9 protein-coding genes and 1 pseudogene are annotated in these 12,753 nt (G+C 71.9%); 4 read left to right on the forward strand and 6 right to left on the reverse strand.

From position 1 onward, the window contains the following. The first annotated feature begins 74 nt into the window (after positions 1-74). Complete coding sequence (locus ACTWP8_RS36015) at positions 75-1,049, forward strand: phosphatase PAP2 family protein (RefSeq protein ID WP_443326275.1); 975 nt, start codon at positions 75-77, stop codon at positions 1,047-1,049. 181 nt (positions 1,050-1,230) lie between these two features. Here ACTWP8_RS36015 and ACTWP8_RS36020 read toward each other — a convergent pair whose 3' ends face one another. Then, positions 1,231-1,446 carry a proteinase inhibitor I78 gene (locus tag ACTWP8_RS36020; protein WP_443318724.1) on the reverse strand — a complete coding sequence of 72 codons (216 nt, stop codon included), beginning with the start codon at positions 1,444-1,446 and terminating at the stop codon, positions 1,231-1,233. Between the two features lie 534 nt (positions 1,447-1,980). Here ACTWP8_RS36020 and ctaD point away from each other — a divergent pair. Continuing rightward, positions 1,981-3,672, forward strand: coding sequence for an aa3-type cytochrome oxidase subunit I (gene ctaD, locus ACTWP8_RS36025; protein ID WP_443326276.1), 1,692 nt, complete (start codon positions 1,981-1,983; stop codon positions 3,670-3,672). Positions 3,673-3,677: 5 nt separating this feature from the next. On the opposite strand, the gene ACTWP8_RS36030 is transcribed toward ctaD, so the two are convergent. The 5 genes from ACTWP8_RS36030 to ACTWP8_RS36050 form a co-directional block, all read right to left on the reverse strand. After that, positions 3,678-4,655, reverse strand: a complete 978-nt coding sequence (locus ACTWP8_RS36030; RefSeq protein WP_443326277.1) for a helix-turn-helix transcriptional regulator — start codon at positions 4,653-4,655, stop codon at positions 3,678-3,680. Between the two features lie 280 nt (positions 4,656-4,935). Further along, positions 4,936-6,180, reverse strand: coding sequence for a hypothetical protein (locus tag ACTWP8_RS36035; RefSeq protein WP_443326278.1), 1,245 nt, complete (start codon positions 6,178-6,180; stop codon positions 4,936-4,938). Beyond that, positions 6,177-7,448 (reverse strand): glycosyltransferase family 4 protein, encoded by a 1,272-nt coding sequence (locus ACTWP8_RS36040; RefSeq protein WP_443326279.1) that lies wholly within the window; start codon positions 7,446-7,448, stop codon positions 6,177-6,179. The genes ACTWP8_RS36035 and ACTWP8_RS36040 overlap by 4 nt, the downstream gene beginning before the upstream one ends. Before the next feature lie 177 nt (positions 7,449-7,625). After that, entirely contained in the window at positions 7,626-8,918 is a 1,293-nt protein-coding gene (locus tag ACTWP8_RS36045) for an ABC transporter substrate-binding protein (protein ID WP_443326284.1), read from the reverse strand. Positions 8,919-9,012: 94 nt separating this feature from the next. After that, complete coding sequence (locus tag ACTWP8_RS36050; RefSeq protein WP_443326280.1) at positions 9,013-9,537, reverse strand: hypothetical protein; 525 nt, start codon at positions 9,535-9,537, stop codon at positions 9,013-9,015. Positions 9,538-9,687: 150 nt separating this feature from the next. Here ACTWP8_RS36050 and ACTWP8_RS36055 point away from each other — a divergent pair. Both ACTWP8_RS36055 and ACTWP8_RS36060 read left to right on the forward strand, forming a co-directional pair. Then, positions 9,688-10,284: pseudogene (locus ACTWP8_RS36055) on the forward strand (hypothetical protein); the annotation flags it as partial. Between the two features lie 383 nt (positions 10,285-10,667). After that, the coding region (locus tag ACTWP8_RS36060) for an ABC transporter permease subunit (protein WP_443326285.1) at positions 10,668-12,753 on the forward strand (2,086 nt) is incomplete at its 3' end.

Below are 12,753 nucleotides of genomic sequence, written 5' to 3' on the forward strand. Positions count from 1 at the left end.
ACCCACATCACATCGTCATCACGAACCCGCTGCTTCGTCCGGGGCCGCCGCTCACCCCCTGTAACGTCGATTGGGTGCGTACCGAGCGAATCTTCGCCCGGCTGGAGCAGGAGCCGGAGCGACCAAGCAACCGCGATGTCCCGCGGATGAGCCGACACCGCGTGGTGCTGTTCGGCTCTGCCGTGGTGTTCTACGCGGCGATCGTCGCGGCCGTATTCGTGAGCGACCACCTCGTCCTCGTGGACTGGCAGGTGATGCTCTTCCGGCCGTACAAGCAGTGGCCCGACCTCCACGCGTTCCTGGACTACTTCGTGGTGATGGGTCAGCGCGGGCCGACCGCGGTGCTGGTGGCCGCGTGGCTGGGCTGGCGCTCCTGGAGGCAGCGGACGCTGCGCCCGCTGCTGGCGCTGGGCGTCGCGCTGCTCCTGCTCAACATCACGGTGGGCGCGGTGAAGATCGGGCTCGGCAGACTCGGCCCGCACTACGCGACGACCGTCGGCTCGGCCGAGATGTTCGCGGGCGGGGATATATTCCCTTCGGGACACACCGCCAACGCCGTGGTGACCTGGGGCATTCTGGCCTATCTCGCCACGACTCCGCAGGCCCGCCGGGTGCTGTCCGTGGTCGCCGCGGTCTTCGCTCTCGGGGTCGGTGCGACCACCGTCTACCTCGGCACGCACTGGGTCAGCGATGTGCTGCTCGGCTGGGCCGCGGGCCTGGTGGTCCTGCTGGCGCTGCCGTGGTTCGAGCCCGCCATCGCCTGGTGCGAGGCGCACATCCTCGCCGCCAGGGACCGGTTCCGTGGGAGCCGCGGGCTCGCGCCCGCGCCGGTGGCGCCGGCGGCCGCTCAGCCACCGCTGGTGGCAGCCCAGCGGGCCGTACGGAACAACGAGGCGGCGCGGCTGCACCACCCGCCCAGGCCGCACACCGTCCGGTCCGAGCGCACGCCCGTCACGCCCACGGGCAGCCGTCGGCCGCCGCACCTGGACCGTACGCCGCGCACCGCTCCGCTGGGCCCCGCGACCCAGCGCGGGCGGGCCGGCGGCTGACGCGGCCGGCGGCCTTCTCGGTCCCGGGCCTCTCAGTCCGCGGGGACGGTACGCACACCCTCTCCCCCGCAAGCGGCGGCCCCGGCGCTCCTGCTCGAGCGCCGGGGCCGTCGCCGTTTCCGCGTTCGACGTTTCGACGTATGCGGGTATCCGGTATCCGGGTCTCTGGTCGTCCGCCGCGTCAGCCCTTCCAGCAGCGGACCACTTCGCCGTCCTTGACCGCGAAGTTGATGCGGCCGGACAGGTACTCCATGGTGATGATCGCGTCCGGCGGGAGGCTGCGAACGGTGCTCCAGCCGAGGTCCCGTGCCCGCGTCTCGGCCGCCTCTGCCTCGAGTCCGACATAGGCCTCGAGGTCGTCGTCCGCCGGCTCCGCGCGATTCGAAGTGTCGTTCATGAGGCCCACCGTAGGCCGCGGCAGGTGTGAGACGGAAGGCACACCCGGCCCGCCGCTGCATCCCCGTCTCGTCACGCTTGTGTCACAGACGGGCACCGCTCATATGCCCTGATGGCCGTCACTCGTACGGGCATTCCTGGGCCTTCGGGAACGCCCGGATAATCTCGCCGAATTGCGCTTGCGGAGCGGGACGTCATTCCGGCGGGAATTCCGAACGCGGGCACCGGCGAATCAAATTCACGGCCCGCTGGGACTGCTTCCACGAGCCCCAATGGAACGCGGTGCGGGGGGCCCGTAGGGCGACCGCGGCAGACGACAAACCAGAAATGCCCGACACGTTGCCCAGCGCGTTGTCCGAATCGTTCCAGGACCTCGCCGACGCACTCTCGCGAGGCCTGTGACGGGGCGCGCATGATGGCGAGGTGGTCCTCCCCGGCGCTGCGGCGCGCTGCCGACCGAAGGGAACACACGCGGCATAACGTGCGGTGGAGCACCAGCCCGAGAGCCTGCACTGCGATGCACGAGGGGGCGCCTGTGAGTACCCGGACAGCGGAGGCGAGCGCCGGACCCGCACCCGTACGGAAGCCGGGGCAGATCGTCGTCGACTGGCTGACCACCACCGACCACAAGAAGATCGGCCACCTCTACCTGATCACCTCGTTCGCCTTCTTCCTGGCCGCCGGGGTGATGGCGATGCTGATGCGGGCCGAGCTCGCCCGTCCGGGACTCCAGCTGATGTCGGCCGAGCAGTACAACCAGGCGTTCACCCTGCACGGCACGATCATGCTGCTGCTCTTCGCGACACCGACCTTCGCGGGCTTCGCCAACGAGATCATGCCCCTGCAGATCGGCTCGCCCGACGTGGCCTTCCCGCGGCTGAACATGCTCTCGTACTGGCTGTTCCTCTTCGGCGGGCTGATGGTGCTGGGCGCGCTTCTGGTGCCGGACGGGGCCCCGGACTTCGGCTGGACCGCGTACGCGCCGCTCAACAGCCTGCAGCGCACGCCGGGCATCGGCGCCGACCTGTGGATCATGGGCCTCGCACTCGCCGGCTTCGGGACGATCCTCGGCTCGGTCAACTTCCTGACCACCATCATCTGCATGCGCGCCCCGGGCATGACGATGTTCCGGATGCCGATCTTCTGCTGGAACACCCTCTTCACCTCGATCATGGTGCTGATGGCCTTCCCGGTGCTGGCGGCCGCGCTGCTGTGCCTGGAGGCGGACCGGCGCTTCGGGTCCGTCGTGTTCCAGCCGGAGTTCGGCGGTGCGCTGCTCTGGCAGCACCTCTTCTGGTTCTTCGGCCATCCGGAGGTCTACATCATCGCGCTGCCGTTCTTCGGCATCATCACCGAGATCCTCCCGGTGTTCTCCCGGAAGCCGATCTTCGGGTATCTCACGCTGATCGGCGCGACGATGTCCATCACCGCGCTGTCGATGGTGGTGTGGGCGCACCACATGTTCGCGACCGGCGCCGTGCTGCTGCCGTTCTTCTCCCTGCTGTCCTTCCTGATCGCGGTGCCGACAGGGGTGAAGTTTTTCAACTGGACGGGGACCATGCTGCGGGGCTCGCTGTCCTTCGAGACGCCGATGCTCTGGGCGACGGGCTTCCTGGTCACCTTCCTGTTCGGCGGGCTCACCGGCGTCCTGCTGGCCTCTCCTCCCATCGACTTCCACGTCACGGACACCTACTTCGTCGTCGGCCACTTCCACTACACGGTCTTCGGGACCGTGGTCTTCGCGACCTTCGCGGGCTTCTACTTCTGGTGGCCGAAGTTCACCGGGAAGCTGCTCGACGAGCGGCTGGGGAAGATCCACTTCTGGACGCTGTTCACCGGCTTCCAGACGACCTTCCTGGTGCAGCACTGGCTGGGCGCCGAGGGCATGCCCCGGCGGTACGCCGACTACCTGGCCGCCGACGGCTTCACCGTGCTCAACACGGTCTCGACGATCGGGTCCTTCCTGCTCGGCATGTCCACGCTGCCGTTCCTCTACAACGGGTGGCGGACCGCCAAGTACGGCAGGAAGGTCGAGGTCGACGACCCCTGGGGCTACGGCAGGTCGCTGGAGTGGGCGACCGCCTGCCCGCCGCCGCGGCACAACTTCGTCACCATGCCCCGTATCCGTTCCGAGTCGCCGGCCTTCGAGCTGCACCACCCGGAGGTGGCGGCACTGACGCCGGAGATCCCCCTGCGGGAGAAGAAAGCCGGCGAACTGGAGGAGTAACCCCGTCACCCAGCCGGAATCCCGGCGTCCAGTGCCCGGCCGAGCCGGTCCGCGATCGCCCTGATGCGCTCGCCCAGCTCGGCCGGTTCGCGGACTTCGAACTCGAAGCCCATCAGCACGATGTGGATCACCAGGACGTCGAGCGAGTGCGCCCCGGTGTGCAGCAGGCAGCTGTGCTCGTCGACCGCCTCCAGCACGCCGTCCGACGGGGAGATCTTCCGCGCCGCCTCCTCGGCGGAGGCGTGCAGCAGGATGACGGCCTGCGCCGCGTACGCCGTCGTGGACACCCCGCGCGAGACGTACTTGGCGAGGTCCTCCGCGGGCGGCGTGCGCGGCTCGAAGCGGGGGCCGTGCGGCGGCTTCGGGATGATGCGGTCCGCCCGGAACGTACGCCAGGCGCCGCGGTCCACGTCCCAGGCGACCAGGTACCAGCGGCGCTCGGTGAAGACCAGCCGGTGCGGCTCCACGATCCGCCGGCTCGTCGCGCCGCCGTGGTCGCGGTACTCGAACCGCACCCGCTCGCGGTCCCGGCAGGCGTGCGCCAGCTCGGTCAGCGTGCCCGCCTCGACCTTCGGGCCGCGGTGGCCGCCGAGCATCGGCACGGTGAAGGAGTTCAGCGCCTCCACGCGCCGCCGCAGCCGGGACGGCAGCACCTGCTCGAGCTTGGCCAGCGCCTGGACGGACGTCTCCTCGATGCCCTCGATCCCGCCGCCTGCCACGGTCCGCAGGCCGACCGCCACCGCCACGGCCTCCTCGTCGTCCAGCAGCAGGGGCGGGAGCGCGGCCCCGGCGCCGAGCTGGTAGCCACCACCCGTGCCCGGGCTGGCGTGGACGGGGTAGCCCAGCTCGCGCAGCCGGTCCACGTCCCGGCGTACGGTTCTGGTGGTGACCGAGAGGCGGTCGGCGAGATCCTTTCCCGACCATTCGCGGTGGGTCTGCAGCAGCGAGAGCAGACGCAGCAGTCGTGCCGATGTCTCCAACATGTCTCTCAGTCTCCCCGCTGTCGAGGACAGCGGCTGTCCGCAAGCCCTCGTAGCGTACGAGCCATGGAAGACAACGCGGTGGGCTTCACACCGCTCTGCCCGCTGTCCGAGGAGTGGCGCTCCTCACCGGCGACATCAGGACGTTCTTCTACCGGTTCCGCTAGGCGGCCTCCGAGCCATTGGGCTCGCCCCTGCCCATCCCGGGCTCCGGCCCCGAACCCCAAGGGTCCGGGGCCGGAGCCCGAACCCGCCGCAGGCGGGGCGCTCCGGCGGGCTGGGGCTAGGCGGCCGTCCCGCCCGCTGGGGCGATGAGGACGGCCAGGTCGTTGTCCATCGTGTAGTACGGGCCGGCCTCGGCGGGCCCGTGCTCCTCGGTGGTCAATGACTGCACCGGATACGTGAAGATCTGCTTCTTGTCCGGCACATCGTCCAGAATCCGCGCGACCCGCACCGCGTCCGCACCCGGCCCCGGCCGCAGCCACAGGTCCCACGCCTCGCTGCCGCCCTCCCACACCTCGGCCAGCTCCTTGTACGCGAGCGTGAAGGCGAAGTACCGGTCGGCGCTTCCGGCGCGAGCGGGCCCCTCGACCGACGCGGGCACCGCACGGACCAGGGAGGGGTCGCGGCGGGAGCGGGCCTCGGCCAGGGCGCCGGGCTCCCCCTGCACCCCGTACAGCCGCCCCTGGACCGTCATCACCCCGTCCGAGAGCCGGATTTCGCCCGCCTCGGCGTGCGGCGCGCGCAGCCAGCTGCGGATGGTCAGATTGCCGTGTTTGGTGGCGTACGGGATGCGAACCGCGACCGAGGCGCGGTCCGGGTCCGGCCGGCGGTCGACGAGCGAGCGGAGGTCGAGGATGCCGGGCTCGAGCCGCTCCGACTCGCCGCCACCGGCCTCCGCGTAGACGTCCCACCGGCCCTCCGGCAGCGACACGCTGCTCGGCAGCACGGCTCGCAGCCGCGCGTCGCGCTCGTCCTGCCCGTCGCGCCCCTCCCGCCCGGCGGGCACGAGCGGCAGCCGTACCTCGTCGGCCGTCGTGTCCTCGCCGCGCACGCGCAGGACAAGGGCCGCGTCCCAGCTGTCGGGTACGGCGCCCGAGTAACCGCCGTCCACGAGGTCGAAGGTGAGGCCGCCGGCGGAATCCGCAATGCAGTCGGCGCGTCGCGGCGGGACGGACACGGCAGGGGTCTCCTCGGGTGCGGTGGTCTGAGTCGTCGGCGTCATCGGGGTCGTCTGAGTCTGGTTCCGAGTCGTCTGAGGCTGAGTCGGCTGGGTCTGGGTCTGGCTCGGCTGGGTCTGGCTCGGCTGAGTCTGGCTCGGCTGAGTCTGAGTCGGCTGAGTCTGGGTCGTCTCGGTGGTCCGGACGGTCACGGTCGTCTTGGTCGTTCCAGTGGTCTTGATCGTCTTGATCGTTTCGGTCGTCTTGGTCGTCTTGGTCGCTTCAGTCGTCTTGGTCGTTTCGGCCGTCGTCCCGATGTTCCGGGCCATCCGGCCGGGTCGCCCCGCCAGTTCGGCGGAGGTGGTCATACGGCCCGCCCCCTGCGCAGTGCGGTGCGCCCCGCGTCCCGTACGGCATACGCCCCGCCGAGCAGCGCACCGCGCGTGCGGTGCAGCGAGCCGCGCAGCCGGGCGCGGGCGCTGCCGCGCCCCGCCTGCTCGACCAGGTCGGCGAACAGCGACTCGTAGCGCCCTGCGACCCGGGACGGGTCGAAGCGGGCGGATCTCTGGAGGGCCGCCTGGCCCATCCGCTGCCGCAGAGCGTCGTCGTTGATGAGCTGGAGCAGGGCGGCGGCCACCGCGTCCGGCTTGCGCGGCGGCACCAGCAGTCCGTCCACGCCGTGCTCGATGATCTCCCCGGGGCCGTGCGGGCAGTCGGTGGAGACCACTGGCAGGCCGCAGCGCATGGCCTCCACGATCGTCATGCCGAAGGACTCGAGGCTCGAGGTGACCGCGGCGATGGAGCCCTTGGTCCACTCGGGCTCGATGGGGTTGGCGGGCCCCATCAGGAATACGTGGTTGTAGAGGCCGAGTTGGTCGATCAGGCGGCGCAGCTTGTCCTTCTCCGCGCCCCCGCCGTAGATGCGCAGCCGCCAGTCGGGACGTTTCTCCACCACCGTGGCGAAGGCCTTGACGAGCACGTCGTAGCGCTTGACCTTGGCCAGCCGCCCGGCGGCGACGACCCACTTGCCGGTGCCGTCGGCGGGCTCGACGGCGGGCTCGGGCACGCTGTTGGGCACCGCCTCCACGCGCACGCCGGGCAGCCGCAGCGTGTCGCGGTACGCGTCGGCGTCGGCCTCGGTGACGGTGGTGACCGCGTCCAGCCTGGGGTAGAGGCCGCGCAACTCCCTGCGCAGTGCGGGCGAGTGGCTGTCGAGGGTCAGGTGCTCCTGCCCGACACGCACGGGGCCGCGCCGCGCCTGGCGAGCGATGTGCACGTTGAGTCCCGGCCGGGTGCCGACGAGGACGTCGGCGTCGAGGGTCCGGAGGTGGCGGGCGATGCGCTGGTCGGTCAGCTCGCTGTACTGCTCGTAGCGGCCCTCGGCCTGGGGGAAGACGCGTGCTGGGCGGTGGTACGCCGGGAGGTCGCCCTCGTAGTCCGGACTGTCCTTGCGGATGTCGACGAGGTGGCGCAGCCGCACCTTCGGACCGGTGTCGAAGACGGGCTCGTCGCGGTGACGGAAGACCGAAACGATCTCCACTTCGTGCTGCTCTGCGAGCGTGCGGGCAAGGTTGTACGTCGTACGGATCGTCCCGCCGATCCCGTACGCATTGTGAATCAGGAATGAGATGTGCATCCGTCCCCGTATCTCACGCTTCTCTGTGGTCAGTCCGCCTCTTCCGCATTACTGAACGGTTAGACCGTCCCACCCGGTTCAGGGTTGGTCTTTATCACCGTCTTGTTCCAGAAGAGATACGGTTTCGATAGCCAAGTCCGGGAACTTTTCAGTGCCTTGCGCGTCACATCGGCTACGTCACGGGCTGTAGGGCAGCTGCGGAACCGTGAAGCAGTTTTCCGACATGTCACCGCCTTGGGTGATCCAGCCACCCTTCCCGTCCTGGGCATCGTCACTCCAACGAGCGACGGAGAGACAGCTGCGCCGGGTCTTCGGCGGCTCCTCCGACGGCCTGAAGCTCACCGGCAGAAGCAATCCATGGGCCGTATACGGCTCGTTGCGCGTCACGAAGCGCTCGACGCACGCGCGCGTGAGCCGGTCACCGCAGGACTTCGCGGCGTCCGTGAACCACATCGCGGCCGCCCACCCCTCCAACTCCCACTGGGACAACCGGTCCCCGCCCGCGTGCCCGCGCATTCCCGTCCGAAACTCACGGACGGCCGGGTGCCCCGTGTCGTCGTAGTTGCGGCTGGAGCCGGTCACCCAGAGGGCGTTGCGGCAGCCCGGCGCGTCCTTGTAGTCCTCCCGCACCGAGTCGGACCAGTTCTGAACGTTCGTCACCTTCGCCGTGACCTTGGCGCCCACGGAGTCCATGGCCTGGCAGAGCCGGGCGTTGCCGTGCGTGTCCATGGCGTCGAAGACCAGGTCGGCGCCCTGGGACCGCAGATCGGCCGCGACCGCCTGGAAGTTGGGCAGCGCGAAGTCGACCTCCTCGTTCACGACCCGGTAGCCCTCGGCCCGCAGCCCGCGGGTGACCAGCTGGGCGTACGCGGCGGAGGCGGCCTGGTTGTACGAGACGACCGCCGCCGTACGGGCACCCTGTTCGCGCTTGAAGTAGCGGTAGACCTCGGTGCCGCCGTAGAGGCGCCCGCCCCAGCCGGGCTTGCCGTCGCGCGGGGCCTGGCTGCCGTAGATGCCGTAGAGGTGCGGGTAGGTGTCGTAGGCGGGCCCGATGGGCTGGCCGCCGATGTCGGGGACGCCCGCCCTGCTGACCCGGGGCGCGCCCGCGTAGTCCAGCGCGGTGGTGGCGACCAGCGCGAACACTTTCTCCTCGTCGACCAGCCGGTGCACGCACTCGTTGTTGCCGACGCCGCTCCCGCCGTCGTCGCAGGTCAGTACCTCCACCGGGCGGCCGCCCACGCCACCCTCGGCGTTGAGGGCGTCGAAGTACGCCCTGGCGCCGTCACGCGGACCGGTGAAGGCGGCGCCGCCCACGGGGCTCGTGGCGCTGGTGATGATGCCCACCTTGATGGGCTCGCCGTGCGCCGGGCCGGGCGAGGCGGTGCGGTTCTCTCGCGTCGGCCGGTTCTCGAACTCGCTCTCCGGCACTCTGCTGCCGCAGGCGGCGGTCAGCAGGAGCAGCGCCGCCAGGAGCGCGGCGGTGCAGGTCGCGGTCCAGGATTCCGGGCGCGCCGGGCCGCGGCCCGCCGACGTGATCCTCGGGTGCGCCGTCGGAAGGTCAGTCTTAGCAACCCGGGGCCTGGACGTCACTGCCGCTCATCTGCACGAGGCCGCACAGGGTCTTCACGGACACCTTCCACACGTTGTCCTGCTCGACGGCGCTGCCGCGGGCATTCGGCAACGCGGTCGCGCCCTGGAGGGTCAGGGTGTACGTGACATCGGCTCCGGTCGCGGAGGTGAACGTCACCTTCGTCACCTCGGCCCCGACCTGCCGGGCGCGCTGGTCACCGCTGAACGCCTGGAGCAACGGCCGCAACGTGTCGCCGTTCTCGAGGTACTTGGTCTTCTCTTCGGCCGGGGTGTCCGCGTCGAAGAACTTCTGCCAGTTCCCCCTGATCTCGCTCTCCGCTGCCGCCGGGTCGGCCGGCCGGTTCGCAGGGCTCTCCCGGGTCTCGGTCGCGGTCGTCGGCTTGGGAGACGGCTCCTCGGCTCCCCCGTTGTCGTCCCCGCAGCCGGTGGCCGCCACCCCTACGAACAGGATCCCGGCCGCCGCCCACGCCGCCGACCGTGCGTGTACGCCAAGGACCATCTGGACCACCACCAGGTGTAGTCGGGCCCGTACTGATCGATGCTTTCAGGGTGTGACTCCAGAGGGCATAGTGCAACTCATCGGGTGACATACACGGCCATGTGGCACAGCGACTCCGCAGACCGACTTGCGCAACCTCGAGGGGGCCGCATGCGGACGGCACGACAGCGCTCGTGGGCGAGGGCCCTGCACTGGGCAGGCTGGCTGGCGCTCGCGGTCGGAGCTGTGCTCTGTGCGGTCGGCTGGTACGGGGTGTCGGGCGAGCGCTTCGTCGAGCAGCAGATCCCATATCTGGCGTCCTGCACCGTGCCGGGAGCCGCTCTGATCGTCGCGGGCGCGGTGCTGCTGGCCCGCGGCGAGCGGGCGCTCGCGGCGGAGCGGGTGGAGGAGCTCCACCGGCTGCTGGTGACGTACGGGGACGCCTCCGGCGCGGGCGGGGAGGGGGGCGCGGAGGCTGCCGGGGCGGCTGGGGAGGCTGGGGCGCTCCCTCAGGACCGTGCTCAGGCGGTGGGCGCAGGGCCGGGTGCGGGGGCGGGGCCGGGGCCGGGGCCGGGGCCGGCGGCGGGACCGCCCGCCCAGCCCGAGGACCGCCCGCCGACCGGTGAGCCTCCGCTGCTCGCGATCCCGGGCGGGACGCTCCTGCACCGCCCCGGATGCCCCCTCGTCGCGGACAAGCCGCAGGCCTTCCCGGTCACCGAAGCGATCCGCGCGGACCTGGACCTCGGCCCCTGCCCGGTCTGCGAACCGGACCTCGGCGCGATCGAACCCGAGCCGGGACCTGGACCGCAGCCCCGGTCGGGCACCGCCCCTGACGAGGAAGACCGTTCTGACACGGGTGAGGGGATGGCGGGCTATGGGGCCTCTGGGGCGGAACCCGGATCCGGGCCGCAGGCCGGACATCCACCCGAGCGGCCCGGCCCGCAGGACCAGTCCGGGCCCGGGGCCCGCACCGAAGCCGAGGCGGGGCCCGGATCCGGGCCGCAGGCCGGAGGCCACACGGGACCACAGCCGCGACCGGAACCAGAGCCCGGGCAAGGCCCGGGGCAGGGGCCAGAGCCCGGGCAAGGCCCGGGTCCGGAGCCGGACGACCGGGCGGGGCCCGGTAGTCCAGCCCCGCCGGAGGCGTGACCGTGGGATCGCTCACCTATGAGCTCACCCTTGCCGGCATCGCCATCGGCAGCGCCGCCGCCCTGACCGGCATCGGGCTGATCGTCACCTACCGGGCCACCGGCGTGCTCAACCTCGCCCATGGGGCCGTCGCGATGGTCACGGCGTACGTCATGTGGCAGTTCGCCGCCGAGTGGGACTGGCCGCTCGCGGCGGCCGCCGCCGTGAGCCTGGTGATCGTGGCGCCCGGAATCGGCCTGCTCCTCGACGTGGCCGTCTTCCGGCCGCTCTCCCGCTCCCGCGACCTCAGCGGCGCCGGCCCGGCCAGAACCCTCGTCGCCTCGCTCGGCGTCTTCGTCCTCCTGATCGGCGGCGCCACCCTCCTATGGGGCCCGGGCGCCCAGGCGGACGCGCCCGTGCTGCTGCCCGAGGACCCGTGGGTGCAGCTCGGCACGGCTGTCGTGCTCGCCGCCGGGGTCGGCGCGGTGACCCGCTGGACGAGCTTCGGCCGGGAGCTGCGGGCGGTCGTCGACAACCGGCGGCTCGCCGTGCTCGGCGGCGTCGACGCCGACCGGGTGGCCTCGGCGGGCTGGGCCTTCGGCGCGTTCACGGCGGGTCTCACCGGCGTACTGCTCGCCCCGTACGTACGGCTCGACCCGTACGGCCTGCCGCTCCTCGTCATGGAGGCCATGGCGGTTGCCGTCGCGGCCGCCATGCGGAGCCTGCCGGTGGCGGTGGGGGCGGCGCTCGCGATCGGGGTGGCGCAGAGTCAGATGACGCAGCTCCACCCGAAGGGCTGGGCGCAGCCGCTGGTCCAGGCCATCAGCGCCAACCTCTTCGTCGTCGCCCTGCTCGTCGCCGCCCTCGCGCTGCCCGCCGTCGGTGCGGTACGCGGGCTCCCCGCCGAGGCCGAGTCCGTCCTTCCGGGGGGAATGCGGCGCCAGGGACGGCACACCACGAGCGCCTGGCTCGTCGCCGGCGTCCTCTTCCTCCTGCCGCTCGGCTTCGCGGGCCGGGACCTCTCCACGTCGGTGCAGGTGCCCGCGCTGGCCGTCGTTCTGCTCTCGCTGGTCGTCGTCACCGGCATGGGCGGGCAGATCTCCCTCGGCCAGGCGGCGTACGCAGGGCTCGGCGCGCTCTTCACCGCGCTGCTCGCGGCCGGGCGCTTCCCCGGCCTCCCCGCGATGCCCGAACTCCTCGCCCTGGCCGTGGCCGTGGTTCTGGTCGCTCCGCTCGGCCTGCTCACCGGCTGGCCCGCGATCCGCAGACACGGGCTCGCGCTGGCGCTGGTGACCCTCGCGATCGGGGTCGCGGTCAGCCGCTTCGTGTTCGTGCAGCCGTACGCGACGTCGGGTCTGGGCCTCGGCCGTCCCGCGGGCTTCGAAGGCGACCGTGCCTTCTACGTCCTCGAACTCGCCCTGCTCGGCGGCGCGCTGGCCGCCGTCGCGGCCCTGCGCCGGGGCCGCGCGGGCCGTGCGCTGGCCGCGATGCGCGACCACGAGCCGGGCGCTGCGGCCTCCGGCGTTCAGGTGCCGGAACTGAAACTGGCGGCGTTCGTGGCGGGCGCGGCTCTCGCGGCGCTCGGCGGCGGAATGCTGGGCATGGGCGTACGGGCCTTCGACCCGGCCGCGTACGACCCGGTGCGCGGGCTGCTGTGGTTCGCGGCCGTGGTGGTGCTCGGGGCGGACAGCCTGATCGGGGCGCTGCTCGCTGCGGCGCTGCTGGTGGGGCTGGACGCGGGGACGCGGGGCGGTGTGGCGGCGGCGCTGATCGGGTTGCTGGCGGTCCTCGTGGGGCGCTTCCCGGAGGGTCTCCCGGCCGCCCTCCGCTCGGCGACCACCCGCCTGTTCCCTCCACGCGGCCCGGCGACGCTGACACCCCTGGGCGTACGCATCGCCGCCCGCCTGCCGTCACCCGGCGCCCAGGCAGACCCCCTACGCCCGCCCGGCGCACGGACCGGCTCCCGGCACCCGCCTGCCGACTCCGCCAATCCCGGCCCGGGGCAGATCCCTTCCCGCGACGGGAACCCGGGCCCGGCGGCCCGGCCCGGCCACGATGGCGGCAACCCCGGCGGGACAGACCGCGCCTCCGCCGCAACACTTCCCGCCC

Source organism: Streptomyces sp. 7N604, from assembly GCF_052245475.1.
Classification (GTDB): Bacteria; Actinomycetota; Actinomycetes; order Streptomycetales; family Streptomycetaceae; genus Streptomyces.

What these genes read in the sequence shown, in the direction of transcription:
- ACTWP8_RS36050 (WP_443326280.1), bottom strand. Translation starts at nt 9,537, where the DNA reads ATGGTCCTTGGCGTACACGCACGGTCGGCGGCGTGGGCGGCGGCCGGG.
- ACTWP8_RS36035 (WP_443326278.1), bottom strand. Translation starts at nt 6,180, where the DNA reads ATGACCACCTCCGCCGAACTGGCGGGGCGACCCGGCCGGATGGCCCGG.
- ACTWP8_RS36030 (WP_443326277.1), bottom strand. Translation starts at nt 4,655, where the DNA reads ATGTTGGAGACATCGGCACGACTGCTGCGTCTGCTCTCGCTGCTGCAG.
- ACTWP8_RS36040 (WP_443326279.1), bottom strand. Translation starts at nt 7,448, where the DNA reads ATGCACATCTCATTCCTGATTCACAATGCGTACGGGATCGGCGGGACG.
- ACTWP8_RS36020 (WP_443318724.1), bottom strand. Translation starts at nt 1,446, where the DNA reads ATGAACGACACTTCGAATCGCGCGGAGCCGGCGGACGACGACCTCGAG.